General features: G+C 69.7%; 15 protein-coding genes. 5 read left to right on the top strand and 10 right to left on the bottom strand.

All coding sequences use genetic code 11. From position 1 onward, the window contains the following. Positions 1-148: 148 nt before the first annotated feature. On the bottom strand, positions 149-1,060 hold the full coding sequence (locus ACZ54P_RS32540) for a phytanoyl-CoA dioxygenase family protein (RefSeq protein WP_465465427.1): 912 nt from the start codon (positions 1,058-1,060) through the stop codon (positions 149-151). A gap of 84 nt (positions 1,061-1,144) precedes the next feature. Between ACZ54P_RS32540 and ACZ54P_RS32545 the strand changes: the two genes are divergently transcribed. After that, complete coding sequence (locus tag ACZ54P_RS32545; protein WP_465465428.1) at positions 1,145-2,005, top strand: helix-turn-helix domain-containing protein; 861 nt, start codon at positions 1,145-1,147, stop codon at positions 2,003-2,005. A 131-nt stretch (positions 2,006-2,136) separates the two neighbouring features. On the opposite strand, the gene ACZ54P_RS32550 is transcribed toward ACZ54P_RS32545, so the two are convergent. Next, positions 2,137-2,817, bottom strand: coding sequence for a molybdopterin-dependent oxidoreductase (locus ACZ54P_RS32550; protein ID WP_465465429.1), 681 nt, complete (start codon positions 2,815-2,817; stop codon positions 2,137-2,139). 65 nt (positions 2,818-2,882) lie between these two features. Between ACZ54P_RS32550 and ACZ54P_RS32555 the strand changes: the two genes are divergently transcribed. Beyond that, positions 2,883-3,488, top strand: coding sequence for a TetR/AcrR family transcriptional regulator (locus ACZ54P_RS32555; protein WP_465465430.1), 606 nt, complete (start codon positions 2,883-2,885; stop codon positions 3,486-3,488). 104 nt (positions 3,489-3,592) lie between these two features. Here the strand turns inward: ACZ54P_RS32555 and ACZ54P_RS32560 are convergent, their stop codons facing one another. From ACZ54P_RS32560 to ACZ54P_RS32570, 3 genes are read right to left on the bottom strand one after another with little or no spacing between them, the layout of a single operon-like run. Beyond that, positions 3,593-5,041 carry an alpha/beta hydrolase gene (locus ACZ54P_RS32560; RefSeq protein WP_465465431.1) on the bottom strand — a complete coding sequence of 483 codons (1,449 nt, stop codon included), beginning with the start codon at positions 5,039-5,041 and terminating at the stop codon, positions 3,593-3,595. 25 nt (positions 5,042-5,066) lie between these two features. Further along, positions 5,067-5,786 (bottom strand): ABC transporter permease, encoded by a 720-nt coding sequence (locus tag ACZ54P_RS32565; protein ID WP_465465432.1) that lies wholly within the window; start codon positions 5,784-5,786, stop codon positions 5,067-5,069. 27 nt (positions 5,787-5,813) lie between these two features. Further along, positions 5,814-6,695 (bottom strand): ABC transporter ATP-binding protein, encoded by an 882-nt coding sequence (locus tag ACZ54P_RS32570; RefSeq protein WP_465465433.1) that lies wholly within the window; start codon positions 6,693-6,695, stop codon positions 5,814-5,816. A gap of 162 nt (positions 6,696-6,857) precedes the next feature. Between ACZ54P_RS32570 and ACZ54P_RS32575 the strand changes: the two genes are divergently transcribed. Both ACZ54P_RS32575 and ACZ54P_RS32580 read left to right on the top strand, forming a co-directional pair. Further along, the gene (locus tag ACZ54P_RS32575) at positions 6,858-7,976 is read left to right on the top strand and encodes a histidine kinase (RefSeq protein WP_465465434.1); all 1,119 of its coding nucleotides are present in this window, start codon (positions 6,858-6,860) and stop codon (positions 7,974-7,976) included. After that, positions 7,973-8,575: a response regulator gene (locus tag ACZ54P_RS32580; RefSeq protein ID WP_465465435.1), complete on the top strand. Its 603-nt coding sequence runs from the start codon at positions 7,973-7,975 to the stop codon at positions 8,573-8,575. The genes ACZ54P_RS32575 and ACZ54P_RS32580 overlap by 4 nt, the downstream gene beginning before the upstream one ends. A gap of 228 nt (positions 8,576-8,803) precedes the next feature. On the opposite strand, the gene ACZ54P_RS32585 is transcribed toward ACZ54P_RS32580, so the two are convergent. Beyond that, positions 8,804-9,226: a VOC family protein gene (locus ACZ54P_RS32585; RefSeq protein ID WP_465465436.1), complete on the bottom strand. Its 423-nt coding sequence runs from the start codon at positions 9,224-9,226 to the stop codon at positions 8,804-8,806. A gap of 262 nt (positions 9,227-9,488) precedes the next feature. After that, positions 9,489-10,001 carry a hypothetical protein gene (locus ACZ54P_RS32590; RefSeq protein ID WP_465465437.1) on the bottom strand — a complete coding sequence of 171 codons (513 nt, stop codon included), beginning with the start codon at positions 9,999-10,001 and terminating at the stop codon, positions 9,489-9,491. A 179-nt stretch (positions 10,002-10,180) separates the two neighbouring features. Between ACZ54P_RS32590 and ACZ54P_RS32595 the strand changes: the two genes are divergently transcribed. After that, positions 10,181-13,087: an AfsR/SARP family transcriptional regulator gene (locus ACZ54P_RS32595; RefSeq protein WP_465465438.1), complete on the top strand. Its 2,907-nt coding sequence runs from the start codon at positions 10,181-10,183 to the stop codon at positions 13,085-13,087. Here the strand turns inward: ACZ54P_RS32595 and ACZ54P_RS32600 are convergent. Genes ACZ54P_RS32600 through ACZ54P_RS32610 form a run of 3 tightly spaced genes read right to left on the bottom strand, consistent with a single transcriptional unit; the run spans position 13,024 to position 15,974 of the window. Beyond that, the gene (locus ACZ54P_RS32600) at positions 13,024-13,749 is read right to left on the bottom strand and encodes an O-methyltransferase (protein WP_465465439.1); all 726 of its coding nucleotides are present in this window, start codon (positions 13,747-13,749) and stop codon (positions 13,024-13,026) included. The two genes, ACZ54P_RS32595 and ACZ54P_RS32600, sit on opposite strands and share 64 nt — an antisense overlap. Before the next feature lie 25 nt (positions 13,750-13,774). Further along, complete coding sequence (locus tag ACZ54P_RS32605; protein ID WP_465465440.1) at positions 13,775-15,004, bottom strand: dihydrolipoamide acetyltransferase family protein; 1,230 nt, start codon at positions 15,002-15,004, stop codon at positions 13,775-13,777. Then, positions 14,982-15,974, bottom strand: coding sequence for an alpha-ketoacid dehydrogenase subunit beta (locus ACZ54P_RS32610; protein WP_465465547.1), 993 nt, complete (start codon positions 15,972-15,974; stop codon positions 14,982-14,984). The genes ACZ54P_RS32605 and ACZ54P_RS32610 overlap by 23 nt, the downstream gene beginning before the upstream one ends. Between the last annotated feature and the right edge of the window lie 31 nt (positions 15,975-16,005).

Consider the following 16,005-nt stretch of genomic DNA (forward strand, 5'->3'; position numbering starts at 1 on the left):
TGGAGACGGTCAGCGTCCCCCATGCGGCATTGGGGACATCCGGCCGCGGCGCGAGCCGACGTCGCTCGCAACACGACACCTTTGCCTTACCCCTCAATACAACTTGGGACACTCAAGTCTCGTGCGGGGTGCCGGCCACCGCGTCGGCTCACCTGAACCGGGACGGAGGGGTCGGCACGTGTTCGCTCATCGAGTCGAACTTGCGGACATAGGTCAGTCCCTCCGGGATCTCGATGCTGGTCGTCGAGGTCCAGCCCCGGGTCAGGGTGGGCCAGTCGGGCACGTCGGGGTGGAAGTGCGGCCGGAACGGCTCGTAGCCGTCGATGAAGGCGGCCGGTTCCGACCTCGCCTGCCACCGGATGTCCGCCGACAACCGCAGCCGGTCGCTGAGGTTGGGGCGGGCCCCGTGCACGGTGAGGCTGGTGAACATGAGCACGTCCCCCTGGCCGAAGTGGGTGCTGCGCCAGTCATCCACGCCGCTGCCCGCCACTTGCGCGGTGACCCCGCCGGGGCCCTCCGCCCGGGACACACCGAGCACCCCCAGCTTGTGCGACCCGGTGAGGACCTCGAGCCCGCCGGCGTCGGAGGGACAGTCGGCGAGAGGGATCCACATGGTCAAGGTGTCGACCGCGCCCTGGATGAGGCGGTAGTCCTGGTGAGCGGGCGTGGGTGTGGCCCGCGGCGTCGGCGCCGTGATGCGGGCGATGTGCATCGGGTGGCAGAAGACCTCCTCGCCGAGCAGCCGCTGAGCCAGGCCGCGCAGCTCCTCCCGTTCGCTGAGTTCGTGGAAGGACTGCGTCGCCTGCACCGCGGAGTACATGCCGAAGAAGGTGGACTTGCCCTCCTCGACCGCCCGGTCGGACGCCCGCAGCTCGTGCGGCTCGGTGCCGGAGGCCAGCCACCTGCTGTCGTGCAGCACGGCCGCGATGTCTGCGCGAACACCGGTGACGTAGTCGCTGGGCAGCAGGCGGGGAAAGTAGAGGTAGCCGTCCTCGGACATGCGCTCCCGTAGCGCCGTGACGTCGTCGGCGATGTCGCTGGAATCGATCAACTGCTTCATGTTCTGCCTCCGCCGTGGGGGTCTCGACGGATTCGACTGTAGGAAGGACGGGGCATCGGGGACATGGCTGAACCTGCCGGGGAGATGACAAATCCTGCTGTGACGCCCTCGCCTCCGGCCGGGTTGCTCGTCGTCGGCGAGAGCACCTTCACCAAGCGCGTCGAGGCGATCCGGCCGACCGGCTCACCGAGCTGGCTGCTCATGTGGACAACGCGGGGGCGCGGCGTCGTGCACCACGGGGACACGGCCCTGACAACCGGCGCGGGGCAGCTTCTGCTGATCGAACCCGGCGTGCGGCACACCTACGGAGTCGCGCCCGACGCCGGGGAATGGTCGCTGCTGTGGGCACATTTCCGGGCACCACAAGGAAAGTGGCTCGGGACGAGTCGCCATCTGACACCGGCGGCGAGTGGCGCCGCGGAGGCCATCGACGCCGCCTTCGACCGGCTCCGCCGTTACGCCCGGCTCACCGGTGATCACATCCCGCCGTCGCCGGTCCACCTCCCGGCCTTCGCCAGCCGCCCCGAACAGCAGGCCCTCGCCATGTGCGCGCTCGAAGAAATCGTGCGCCTGGCCGACCTCGCCGGTGCTCCCGCCGCACCGCCGGGCCCTGACCCGCGCATCGCCCGCGTGCAGCAGCTCATCGCCGAGACACCGGAGGCCCCGCACACCCTGAACTCGCTCGCCGCCATCGCCGGGCTGTCACCGTCACGCTTCAGTCATCTCTACGCGAGGGTCACCGGCCACAGCCCCATGCGGGAGGTGCGCACCCGCCGCCTGCACCGCGCGGCTCGGCTGCTGACCGGCACGGGAATGTCCGTCGCCGCGATCGCCGGCACCGTCGGCTACGTCGACCAATTCCACTTCAGCCGCGCGTTCCGCCGCGAGTTCGGCCTGCCGCCGAGCAGTTACCGGCACAACGGCGAGGTTCCTGGTTGGGACTGACGTGTGCGCAATCTGTGCGGGCGTCGCCCAACACTGAACCCTTCAGGCAGGGGATGAGCAGGCATCGCGGTGCCTGGTCGAGATGTCGTCGATGATCCATCGCTGGGTCTTCACCACGTCGTCGGGCGCTTTCATTCTCCCTTCGCTCCTTTCGCGCAGAGATAGCGGATCGGGCGGATGAGGGCGCGGAAGAACGGCCGGATCAGCCGTCCGGCGATGCGGCTGTGGCGTTCCTCGTGCCAGACGCGTGCCCGCGGATGCGCCTCGATCACCCGGTCGAGGATGCCGGCACCGAGACGGTGCGTCGGCAGCGCCGAACACACTTCGACGACGCGGAGATGCTTGATGCTCATGTGGCCGTACTGCGCCGGGCTTACCAGCCGTATCGGAGCACCGTGGTCGCCGTCTAGAGGGCGTCCGTTCAGCCGGTCGGCCAGCAGTACGTCGTCGGCGAGCGCGTCCCGCCACTCGACCACGGACGCGACGCCGTCCATGCCCTCGAACGCCAGGTGGGTGACGGTGATCCCGGGCTCCAGCGCGGGTTCGACGAATAGGCGATAGAAATCGGCGAACCGCACGCCCTCCCAACGCAGGTCGGTCGCGGTCCAGCCGGCAACGCAGTGGAAGTCGGCCACGATCTCGCGCCGGGGCAGCTGGGACAGGTCCGCCAGCCGCACCTCGGCGGAGGTTCGGATCGCGCCGCTGATGACGATCACCGGGTCCTCGGGGATGGGAGGCGGCGGCCGGTGCAGGTGTGTGCCAAAACGCGGAAATCCCTCGACGCGGCGTTGCCCTGGCGGAAGTGTCTTCATCTTCGCGGCTCCTTCACCGACCGACGGTCGTTCACCGACCGGTGGTCAGTCTCTATGCTTGCCCGATGAGTGTCAAGCGGCTTCGAGACCGGCAAGCAGCGGCGACGCGTGAGCTGCTGATCGCCATCGCACGGGAGCGGTTCGTCGAGCAGGGCTTCGCGGCGACCGCGATCGACGACATCGTGCAGCGGGCCGGTATCGCGAAGGGTGCGCTCTACCACCACTTCAAAGGCAAGGACGCGTTGTTCAAGGCGGTCTATGACGTCGTGCTGGACGAGACCGCCGAGGCCGTGTTGGCCGCGGCGATGGCCGAACGCGATCCGTGGGCCGCGGTGCGAGCAGGTTTGTCCGCGTTCCTCGATGCCTGCTTGCAGCCAGCGTTCCGGCGGGTCGTGATCATCGACAGCGTGGCAGTGCTGGCCGCCAATTCGTGGGAAGGCGGCATGGAGGGCGTCGAACTTCCGATGTTGCGTACCGTGCTGAGCGTGCTGGTGGACACCGGCACCCTGCCAGATGTCGCGCTCGACCCGTTGGCACACGTCGCGCTGGGCGGTCTCTACGGCTCAGCGCTGTACATCGCCAGAGCCACCGATCCGCAGGCCGCTCGCGCCGAGGCGGACACGGTCCTCGACGTCGTCCTCCGCGGTGTGCGAGCCGTCGCCACCGGATAGTCGGAGCCGGCCGAGCAGAGTCCAGAGAGAAGCGCGGCACCTCGTCTACTACGGCAGGCGGCCTCGTCGAGGGCGGCCCGGCCCAGCAGCAAATCTTCGGACGATCAGCACGCCGTCCCCTTCTTCGGGCGTTCCCCGGTGACGAGGAACTTCGTCGAGAGGTGGTGGACGCACGGGTTGTCCAGGTACAGGTAGGCCAGGTGCCCGCCCTGGTCGGCGGTGACCAGCCGGGCGCGGTCGCCGAAGGCCTGCCGCAGCTGCCTGGCCCCGGACAGCGGGGTCGCCGGGTCGCGGAGGTTGTGCACGATGAGCACGGTGGACGGGCCGCGGTCGCTGATCTTCACCGGCGGCTCGACCGGCTCCGACGGCCAGAACGCGCACGGCGTGATGTTGGCCGCGGCGGCGCCGAACATCGGGTGCCGGATTCGGTCGATAGCGACGTTGCGCTGGTAGGTCCCGACCGACTCCGGCCAGTCCGAGTCGTTGCAGATCACGTGCAGCTGGCTGGCGAGGTAGTTGTCCGAGGGCACCTGAGTGGCAGGCGCCGCGGTCCCGGTGGGCAGCGGCACCGGCTTGCCGGTGTCCAGCGCGTGCCAGGCCTCGGCCAGCGCCGGGAATTCCGCGTCGAAGTAGAACTTGGCGAAGGTGACCTGGCGGAACACCTGGCCGTTGACGCCTTGCGGGCTCGGCTTCGCATCGAGGCGCGCGGCGAGGTCGAAGTACTTCGCGGTCACCTTCGCCGGCGTGTCGCCGAGGCCGTACTCGGGCCGCGCGGCGGCGAACTTCGCGAAGTCCGGGAACCGGTCCTCGAAGCCTTCGCCGAACTTCCGGCTGAACGAAGCGTCCCAGCCGCCGGGGCCGGTCGCGCTGTCGAGCAGGAACCGGTCACTGCGGTGCGGGAACAGCGTGGTGTAGACCGAACCGAGGTAGGTGCCGTAGGACCGGCCGAAATAGGACACTGTGGACTCCCCCAGCGCCTCGCGGACGCGGTCCAGGTCGCGGGCGGTGTTCGCCGTGGTGAGGTGCGGCAGCAGCGGTGCCGTCGCCGACTTCCCGCACTGCTCGGCGACGAGCTTCGCCTGCTCGGCCTGCGCGGTGACGTCGGCCGGGTTCCGCGCGTGCAGGGGGATGTTGGTGAACCACTGCTCCGGCTTCAGGTCGCAGGTCACCGGCGTGCTGTAGGCGACCCCGCGCGGGTCGATGCCGATCACGTCGTAGCTGTCGAGCACTTCCCGCGGCAGCTCCAGGGTGTCGCGCAGGACGGCCGGGTAGGCCAGGCCCTCCCCGCCCGGCCCGCCGGTGTTGGTCAGCAGCACACCGCGGCGCTTCTCCGGGTTCGCGCTGGCCAGCCGGGAGATCGCGATTTCGATCTGCGGCCCGTCCGGATCGCGGTAGTCCAGCGGCACTTCGAGCGTCGAGCACTCGAGACCGGCTCCGGTGATGCCTTCGGGGCACGGGCCCCAGTCCACTGTGTCCACTGCCGCCACCGCGGGGAGCGAAGACGCCGTCAGCGTCAGCACGGCGGCGAAAACGACCGGGATGAACTTGCGCATGCCATTCCTCCTCGTCGGGGGTTCGTCACCGGCGCGGTTCCCAGCGGAACATGCGGGAGGCCAGCGCGACAGCGACCACGACCCAGCTCAGCGTGGGCGCCAGCAGGATCAGCGAATCCGTCACGGCCACGCCGCCGTTCCAGGCGTTGACGGCCAGTTCGGTCGCCGAGCCGCCGGGGAGCAGCCGCTTGAGCAGGGTGAGGTCTTCGGTGCCCGCGATCCCGACCCAGCTGGCCACCGCGATCACCCCGAGGCTGACCGGCAGTGTGGTCACCTGGGCGTGTTCGGGCGAGTTCGTCAGGCCCGCGGTGGCCAGGCCGAGCCCGGTCATCATCGCCACCGTCGCGAGCACCGCCGCCACCAGCAGGAGGATGTTGTCCGGCGCACCGGTGACCACGGCCAGCACGGTCATGATCACCGCCACCTGGACCAGCGCGATGACGGTCAGTGGCAGTAACAGTCCGGAAAGGATGGTCGCGTCACCCGCCGCCGTGGACCGCAACCGCTTGAGGAACAGGTTCTGCCGTCGTGAAGCCAGCGTGGTCACCGCGGTGGTGTAGAGGCCGAAGGCGCCCACGGTGAACATCACCACCGCCGCGACGTAGCCGAGGCTGGCCACCGAGGCGAAGAGCTCGTGCCGGTAGATGAAGAACGCGCTGACCGCGGCGGGCATGATGAAACTGGTGACCAGCACCAGCCGGTTGCGCAGGATCTGGATCAGCTCGCTCATGGCGATCGAAAGCATGGCGGGTTTCCTTGTCCGGTAGGGGTTTCAGGCGTTGCCGATGGCGCGGAAGACGTCGTCGAGCCGCGTCGGCCCGGCCTGCAGGTCGCGTAGTTCCACCGCGTGGTCCTGGGCCCAGCCGAGCAGGGTGTACAGGTCCTTCTGCAGGCCGAAAGTCTCGATGACGAACTTGCCGTCACCCTCGCGGGTGGCCGCCAGCGGCAGCGCCGGCGCGGGGGTCGGCAGCGAGAAGCTGATCACGGACGGCAGGGTCCGCGTCAGCTCGGAGACCGTGCCCTCCTGGTGGAAGGTGCCCTGGTGCATCAGCCCGATCCGATCGGCGTGCTGCTGCGCCTCTTCCAGGTAGTGCGTGGTGAGCACGATGGTGGAACCGTCCTCGCGCAACCGGTCCACCGCGGTCCAGAGGTCGTCGCGGGACTGGATGTCCAGGCCGGTGGTCGGCTCGTCCAGGAAGATCAGCTCCGGCGCACCGTAGACGGCGGTGGCGAAGTCCAGCCGCCGCTTCTCCCCGCCCGAAAGCTGGGACACCTTCGTGCCCGCCTTGCGGGTGAGGTCGACGATGCCGAGCACGCGCTCGGGCCGGTCCACGCGCTGGGCGAGCTTCCCGATCAGCCGCACCGATTCCAGCACCGTCAGATCCGGCGAGAAACCACTCTCCTGCAGCATGATCCCCATGCGCGGCCGCACCTCGCGGCGGTCGCGGGGGCTTTGCCCGAACACGCGCACGGTGCCCGAGGTTGCGGTGCGGTGGCCTTCGATGGTCTCCAGGGTGGAGGTCTTGCCCGCCCCGTTCGTGCCGAGCAGCGCGTAGAACTCCCCGGTCTGTACCTGGAAGGAAAGGTCCTTCACGGCGTGGAAATCGCCGTACTTGAGGTTGAGGCGGTCAACGTCGATGACTGGTGTGGACATGCCCTGATTCCACCCGTCGCCGCACGTTCCGGGCAGTGCGCTCACGTCATGTCCTCGCCATGACATTCCTTGGGGTGATCATGTGACACGGCGTCACTGGTGCCGCGGCGGGCGCGGAAGAATACTGGGCGACATGCATCCCCGACCACAGCGTGCGGACCGGTGACGGCGCACACCCCGGAAACCCAGCGACGGCTGCGACGGCTGAACCTCGTCACGATCTCCCCGGTGCTCGTGACCGTCGGGGCGCTGATCATGGTGGTGGACGCGCGGTCCTGGTTGGACGCCTTCGTCCTGGCCCTCGGCGTGGTGGCCGCGCTCCTGACGTTCGAACGGTGGACGGCGAACGACGTCTTCCGCGTCGCGATCCCCTGCCTGCTCGTGAGCGCGGGGGTGTGGGTCTACGGGGCTTTCGTGGCCGGCGCCGGAACGGCGTTCTTCGGCCTCTCCATCGTGGGCTCGCACGTCGTGCCGCAGCTCGCCCGCCTCCGTGGCCTGGCCGCGGCCGGCTTGGTCGCCTTCGTCGCCGTGGTGGGCGCGACGAGGCTGCTGCTGTTCCACGACGACCTACCCGAAGGGCTGATCAGCTGGCTCATCGTGCCCAGCGGGATCACCGCGATGGTGACCGGGGTCATGTTCCCCAACAAGAGGTTCTACGGCGTGGTGAAGGATCTGGAGGAGGCCAGGGATCGCGAAGCCGAACTGGCCGTGGTCCGGGAGCGCATGCGGTTCGCCAGCGACCTGCACGACATCCAGGGCCACACGCTGCACGTGGTGAAGCTGAAGGTCACGCTGGCCCAGAAGCTGGTGCGCACGGACGCCGGGCGGGCCGAAGAAGAGCTGCGCGAGATCCACGCGCTGGTCGCCGACACCATCGCCCAGACCAAGGAACTCGCCTACGCGCAACGGCGGCTCAACCTGTCCGCGGAGCTGGAGAACGCGAAGAACCTCTTCGAGGCCGCCGGCATCGACGTGCGCGTCGACCGCGAAGCCGAGGTCGACGCCCGGGCGAGCGAACTGCTCGGCCAGGTCCTGCGCGAGACGACCACGAACATCCTGCGGCACGCACAGGCCGGACAGGTGCGGATCACGCTGTCGAAGTCCGGCATCACCATCCTCAACGACGGCGCGCCGGACGCCCCGCTGCCCGAGCTCAGCGGGCTCTCCACGCTACGCGAACGGGTGGCCGGTGACGGCGGGGAGCTGACCGTGGCGCAGCAGGACGGCACTTTCCTCACCGCCGCGGCGTTCCCCCACCTTCGACCGCAGGAGACCCGATGACGACCGTGGTACTCGCCGACGACGAAGCCCTGCTGCGCAAGGCACTCGCGGCGTTGCTGCCGCTCGAAGGGGAGATCACCGTGCTCGCCGAGGCGGAGGACGGTGAGGCGGCCGTGGAAGCGACCCTGCGGCACCGGCCCGATGTGCTCGTCATCGACCTGGAAATGCCCGGCGTGGACGGACTCGGTGCGGTGGCGCAGATCCGCCGCACCCGACCGGACCAGGTGATCCTCATGCTGACGCGCCACGCCAAACCCGGCGTGCTGCGCAAGGCGCTGAAGCTGGGAGTGCAGGGTTTCGTCAGCAAGTCGGCGGAACCCGCGCACATCACCTCCGTCATCCGGACCCTGCACGAGGGCAAGCGCTGGATCGACCCGGACGTCTCGGCCCTCGCCGTCGTCGACGACTGCCCGCTGACCGAACGCGAACTCGACGTGCTGCGCGTGACCGGCGACGGGTACTCGGTGGCCGACATCGCCAAGCAGCTGCACCTCGCGGAGGGCACCGTGCGCAACTACCTCTCGAACGCGATGCAGAAGACCCAGACCCGCACCCGCCACGAAGCCGCCCGCTACGCCCGCGAACACGACTGGCTGTAGGCGAGGCGCTGTCGCGCTCTCCGCGCCCAGGCGGCCCATGACGGCACGGGCGGCCGAGCGGACATACCCCACGACATAAGCCGAGCTTGTAGCCCATGACGTGGTGAGGCAGCAGCAGCAGCCGTCAGGCTGTGCCGGTTCTGCCCCGGAGCAGCACGATCATCGTGCTGACAGCCAGGACCACGGGAGTGGACACCTGCGTCATCGGCGTCTGGACCGGGTTGCTGATCACTGGTGCTTGGCGCTGATGTTGAACATCCAGGTGATCCCGAACCGGTCGACGACCGAACCCGCCTCGTCACCCCAGACCTGCCTTTCCAGCGGCAGGGTGACGATGCCACCTTCAGACAGCTTCTGGAAGTAGTCGCGCAGGTCGCTGTCGCCGCCGCCCAGGAAGAGCGCGACGTTGTTGCCCGGCCGATATGGCGGGTGGCCTGGCCTGTCGTCAGGAAAGTCCCATGCCATCAACGTGTAGCCGGCAGGAGTGTCGAGGCGAGAGTGCATGACCTTGTCGGCATTGGGCGCGTCCGGTGAGCCGAAGTCCGCGATGGTTCCCAGCTCCAGCTCGCCGCCGAAGACTTGCCGGTAAAATCCCATTGCCTGCCGCGCGTTGCCGTTGAACGTGATGCACGGATTGACTTGAGATCCCACTCGAAACCCTCTCGTCGCGTGACCGCTCGGGCTGTCCGGTGGTCGTCGAGTCATGCTCTCGACGAATCACGACACCTCCTGTCGTGATTCCGACGAAAGTGTGATCACGGCCCAGCGGTATGTCGTGCCCGGTGCGCGGTGAGGTCCGTAACACCGCTGCGGGCAACGAGTTCGCGGGCGAGTCTGGTGTTCTCGACGCCTTGGTAGTGGCCGTTTCACCGCCGGGTAGGCGGTGAAACGGCCACTACCGTGCGGCCCCGCCTCAGGTGATGATCTTGCCGGGAGAGACGAATCCTCCCGAGATCGGCGAATAGTTGTCCGTCCACGTCACTCTGGCCACCATCGCGCTATCGACCAGCCCGGTGAACCCGTCGTAGGGCACGCGGTGGGAGCACGTCGCGGACGGGCCGGGCGTCACGCAGGGAGCACTGATCGGGAGGATGATGCTGGTGCCCCCTCTGCGGATGCCGATGGTCATCGTGATGTCCCTGGCCAGGGGCGTCAAAGTGCCGGTGGCGGTGTCCCGGCACGCAATGGCCCAGGTCACGTTGAGGTAGCCGCCGTAGATGGTGACGTCGTTGCCGACGCTGACTCCGCAGGCGATCGCAGCCGCGGCCACGTCCCCGCCGGAGGTGGACAGCTCGACACTGGTAGCGCTGAACGCGGCACGCGCGGCGGCAGGCGCCGCGGTTGCCGCTGACGTGGTGCCGACCGCGCCGACACTCAACATCACGACGGACAGGAAGCAGACGATTCGTCTGAGCCCACTGAGCATGTGCTTCTCCTTACGTTCGTCATGGGGACCGGGACGCGAGCCAGGGTGGGCGCCTGTTTTCGTCCGGAAACACAATGTTTTGCGAATCGGCTGTTCAGTGGTGTCGAGCAGGGTGCCGGGGGGACTAGGCAGGAGTTCGCTACAGCGTCGTGCGGAGACCGGCCGGGGAGGGCTGTGCGGTGAGGGTGGAGCTGCGGGTGCTGGGCCAGGTGGAGGTCCTCGTCGATGGGACGCGGGTGGACTTCGGGCACGCCCGGCAGCAGTGCGTGCTGGCGGTGCTGGTGCTCGAGGTCAACCAGGTGGTCTCGACCGACCAGTTGGTGGACCGGATCTGGGGTGGGCACCCGCCCCGACGGGCTCGGCAGTTGGTGAGCAACTACCTATCCCGGCTACGCCGCCTGCTGTCCACCAGTGGCGTCGCGGGCGAGGTGGTGATCGAGCGGCGCGGCGGTGGTTACGTCCTGGTGGTCGCACCCGACTGCGTGGACGTGCACCGGTTCCGGCGCCTGGTCACCGATGCCCGTGCCAACACCGACCAGGGCCGCGCGTTGGAACTGCTGGAGCGGGCCACGGAGGTGTGGCGGGGCGAGGCACTGTCCGGTTTGGACACACCGTGGATCGCCATGGTGCGGCACGGATTGGAGCGAGAGCGGTTCGCCGCCGACACCGATCGCATCGACTTGGCGTTGCGCCACGGTCGGCACGCGACGATCCTGCCCGAGTTGACCACGCGCGCCCAGTCACACCCGCTGGACGAACACGTGGCCGCTCAGCTTGTACTCGCCCTGTACCGCAGCGGGCGCCAAGCCGACGCCCTGGACCACTACCAGCGGCTGCGCAACCGGCTGGCCGAGGAGTTGGGCGCCGACCCCGGAGCGGCCCTGGACGAACTTCACCGGCGGATGCTGGCCGCCGACCCCGGTCTCGCCGAGCCCGACCCCGCCGACCGGTCACCGACGGTCCCCCGGCAACTGCCTGCCGCACCCGCGCTGTTCACCGGCCGCGTCGCCGAACTGGCCGAACTGGACCGCGTCCTGATCACCACACGAAACGGCGCGGTGTCGCGCCAACAGCCGGATCAGACGGCGGCGAAGTCGATGGTGATCGCGACCATCGGCGGGGTGGGCGGCGTCGGCAAGACCTGGCTGGCCCTCGCGTGGGCGCACCGCAACCTGCACCGCTTCCCTGACGGACAGTTGTTCGTCGACCTACGGGGGTTCAGCCCCACCGGACGCCCGACCGACCCGGCCGATGCGGTGCGCGGATTCCTCACCGCCCTCGGCGTCCACCCCGGTGGACTCCCGTCCGGCCTGGACGCACTCGCCGCGCTGTACCGGGGCCTGGTCGCGGGCAAGCGGTTACTGGTCGTACTGGACAACGCCGCCACCGCCGACCAGGTCGTTCCGCTGCTGCCCAGCGACACCTCGTGCACGGTGCTCGTCACCGGTCGCACCAGGCTCCCCTCGTTGATCGACCGGTACGGCGCCCGTCACCTGCCCCTGGACATCTTCACCCGCGGCGAAGCCCGCGCGCTGCTGGCCGCGCGTCTGTGCGAGCGACGGGCCGACGCCACGCCGGAGGTGACCGACGAACTGACCGAGCTGTGCGGACGCCACCCGCTGGCATTGGCGATCACCGCCCGTCACACCGCCACCCGCCCGCAGATCCCACTGGTCGAGTTCGTCGCCGAACTTCGCGACCTTGGCCTGGAGGTGTTCGACCACGACATCGACCCCGCCGCGAGCCTGCCCGCGGTGCTGTCCTGGTCCCTGCGCTGGCTCACCGACCGGCAGCGGACGGCGTTCGCGTTGCTCGGGCCGGCTCCCGGCCCGGACATCGACCTGCCCGCCGCCGCGTGTCTGACCGGTCTCCCGCCATCCGAGACCCGCAAGACCTTGCATGTCCTGGAGGATCACTCTCTGCTCGACCGGCACGCGGGCGGCCGATACGCCATGCACGACCTGATCCGTGCCTACGCCACCAGCCTCGCCCACGACTTGTCCGAGCCGGTACGGCGGGCCGCGCTGGACCGCGTGGTCGACTTCCACCTGCACACCGCCTACACCGCCGAAAGGCTCCTGGACCCCTATCGCCCGCCGATCCAGCTCGACCCACCCGTTTCCGACGCCCTCCGTCAGCCGCTGCCCGACCCACCGGCCGCGTGGGCGTGGTTGGACACCCACCACCCGCACCTGCTCGCCGCCCAGCACACCGCGGCCGCTCACCGCCGCCACCACACCGTGTGGCGGATCGCCTGGACCCTGAGCACCTTCCACCGCCGGCGGGGCCGCCACCATGACGACCTGGCCGTGTGGGAGGTCGCCACCGAAGCGGCCGACCGACTGCCCGACCCGACCGCTCGCATCCTCGCCCACCGGCTCCTCGGCCACGCACATGCCGAGTTGGATCACCATGAGCAAGCCATCCTCCACCTGCACGAAGCCCTCGGACTGGCCGAACAGCACCACGAGCCCGCCCAGCAGGCCCACACCCACCACGCCCTCGGGTGGGCGTGGGAGCAGCGGGGGGACGACCGGAAGGCACTGGAGCATGCCCACCACGCCCTGGACCTCTTCCGCGTCGTCGACTCACCGGTCTGGGAAGCCGTCGCGCTCAACGCGGTGGGCTGGACCGCCGCCCGCCTCGGCGAGTACGACACCGCCCGCGAACACTGCCAGGCCGCCCTCGCCCTGCATCGGCGCTACGAGGACCTCGACGGCGAGGCGGACGCCTTAAACAGCCTGGGCTTCATCGACCATCACACCGGGAACCATCGGCGGGCCATCGGCTATTACCGGCAGGCCCTCACCCTGTACCGCGGCGTAGGCAACACCACCGAAGCCGCCGACACCCTTGACAACCTCGGCCACCCCTACTCCGCCCTCGGCAACCACGCCCTTGCCCGCGCTGCCTGGCGGCGGGCTCTGGAGCTGTACCGGGAACAAGGCCGCGACGCCGACGCCGGGCGGATGCGACGGCAACTCGACCTCCTCGCCCGGACACTGGACGGTGACGAACCGGTTCATCCGGCCTTCCCGGGCTCGATCGCTCCGACGGACTCCCCCCTCGGCTCGCGGCTGACGTAGGTCGATGCCTCCAGGCCGTTGCCCAGGGGGACCTCCACGGAGAAGAACCCGTTCGCGCTGTCACGCACGTGATCCAGGTATGGCCGCGCCTGTACGCCGAACCGGCGCGTGGAGTTCGCGTAGATCTGCGCACCGGGTCGCAACGCGGGCCGCAGGAGGGTGAGCGCGTCCAGGTACGAACCCACCCAGCTGTCCAGGTACACCAAGTCGACCTGCTCGCCGAAGCCCTTCAGGCTCGTCGCGGCGTCTCCCAGCAGGACTCGTACGTGGGAGTGAAGGCCGGCGGCGGTGAAGTTCCAGGACGCGTCCCTGGCCTTGCGCGGATCGATCTCGGAGGTGAAGACGGTCCCGTGCCCGTTGTCCCGCAGGGCCGCGGCGATGTGCAGGGTGGAAAACCCATACGAGGTGCCGAGTTCGACCACGACGTCCGGTTTGATCGATCGGACCGCCGAGTACAGCAGTAGTCCGATCTCCGGCGGTGACGCGAAGGCGCCGTCCCGGTAGACCTCGAGGACGTCGCCCGGTTCCGGTTGCGCGTCCGTGCCACGCAGCAGCCGGTCCAGCGCCGGCTCCTCCCCCGCGTTCCATCCGTTCCGGTCACCGATCCGGTCGAGCACGCGTCGCACCTTGGTCTCGTCGAGAGCCGTCCCGCCGTTGCGCATTCGCTGTCCTTTCCGCCGTCAGGGGTCAGTTGTCCGCGAGGAGCCGCAACGGCTCCTCCACGCAGTCGGCCACGTAGCGAAGGAATCCGCCCGCTACGGCGCCGTCGCACACCCGGTGATCGAAGGTGAGGCCGAGCTGGACCAGGTCGCGCAGTTCGATCCCGCCGTCGTGGCCCCACGGCCGGGCCACGATGCGGCCCACGCCGAGCATCGCCGCCTCCGGGTGGTTGAGCAGCGGCGAGGCACCGTCCACTCCGAACACCCCGTAGTTGTTGAGGGTGAACGTCCCGCCCGACATCTCGGCGGGCGACAGCTCACCCGTGCGGGCGCGCTCGACCAGCCGGGCCATCTCGGCCGCGAGCTCGGCGGTGCTCAGTTTTTGCGCGTCGCGCACCACCGGGACCACCAGTCCGTCCCGGCCCTGTGCGGCGAATCCGAGGTGTACGGGCCGGTGCAGGACCAGCTCGCCGCGTTCGACGTCCACTGTGGAATTGAGCTCGGGATACCTCGCCAGTGCGGCGACGCAGACGCGGCCGAGCAGGGCCGACAAGCCGATCGGCCGGGCGTCGGTACTGATCCGCCGCCTCGCCGTGCGCAGCTCCGTCGCGTCGGCGTCCACCCAGCAGGTCGCGGCCGGGATCTCGCCGTGGCTACGGGTGAACCGGTCGGCGGCGGTCTTGCGGCGGCCGCGGATCGGGACGCGCTGGGCCTCGTCGCCGGCCGCGGGCCGGGTGGCGGCGACGACGTCGGCGCGCACGATCAGCCCTCCGGGCCCACTGCCGCGTAGCTTCGTGAGGTCGACGCCGTGGTCCTTGGCCAGCCGCCGCACCACCGGTGAGGCCACCGCGACGGCACCGCGCGCCGGGGCCGCCGCGGCGGCGTCGCGAGTGGCGGGCTCCCGGCCGCCGAACAGGTCACGCCGGTTCCGCGTCGAGCGCCGGGTGGTGCCGTACCCGACGAGGACCGGGCCCGAGCCGGGATCGGACGCGACCGGGGCTTCCCCGTCTTCACCCGCCACCACCAGCAACGGTCTCCCGATGGCGAGTGTCTCGCCTTCTGCCGCGCAGAGCGCCGTGACGATGCCGCCGTGCGGGCTCGGCACCTCGACGGTCGCCTTCGCGGTCTCGACCTCGGCGACCGGCTGGTCCACGGCGATCAGGTCGCCGACCGCGACGAGCCATTGGACGACGGTGGCCTCGATCAGGCCTTCGCCGAGGTCGGGCAGCAGGAATTCACGGGCCGGCAAGGGAAACACCTCCCGGACGGCCGTCCCACTGCAGGCGCGCGAGGGTGTCCAGCACGCGATCCACGCTCGGCAGATGGTGGCTCTCGAGCTTAGGCGGCGGGTACGGGATGTCGAACCCGGTCACCCGCAGCACCGGCGCTTCCAGCTGGTGGAAACAGCGCTCGGTGATCCGGGCGGCGATCTCCGCGCCCACTCCGCCGAAACCGGTCGCCTCGTGCACGACTACCGCGCGGCCGGTCCGGCGCACCACTTCGCAGATCGTCTCGTCGTCCAGCGGGACGAGGCTCCGCAGATCGAGCACGGCGACGTCCAGCCCCAGCGGTTTGGCCGCCTCCGCGGTTTCGAGGCACACCTCGAGACTCGGCCCATACGTGATGAGCACGGCGTCCCGGCCGGGCCGGCGCACGACCGCGCGGCCGATGGGCGGCACGTCGAGGGTGCGGCGGAAGGGCTGCTTGCCCCAGTACAACCGTTTCGGCTCGAGGAACACGACCGGGTCGTCACTCGCGATCGCTTGCCGCAGCAGGCCGTAGGCGTCATCGACGGTGGCCGGGGTGACGACGTGCAGTCCCGGGGTGTGCGTGTAGTACGCCTCGGAGGAATCGCTGTGGTGCTCGACGCCGCCGATGCCGCCGCCGTAGGGCACCCGGACGGTGAGCGGCAGCGAAACCGCTCCCCTGGTCCGGTTGCGCATCTTGGCGGCGTGTCCGACGAGCTGCTCGAAGGCCGGATGGGCGAACGCGTCGAACTGCATCTCGACGACCGGACGGGCGCCGTAGAGGCACATCCCGATGGCGCTGCCGAGGATTCCTGCCTCCGCGAGCGGCGTGTCGGTGCACCGGTCTTCGCCGAACTCGGCGGTCAGGCCGTCGGTCACCCGGAACACACCGCCGAGCGCACCGACGTCCTCACCCAGTACGTGCACGGACCGATCCGCCGCCATGCTGTCGCGCAGGGCGGCGTTGAGCGCGCGGGCCATGCTTTCTTCGACGTCCTCGGGAGCGGGCCGT

The organism is Amycolatopsis sp. NPDC034160, from assembly GCF_055575355.1.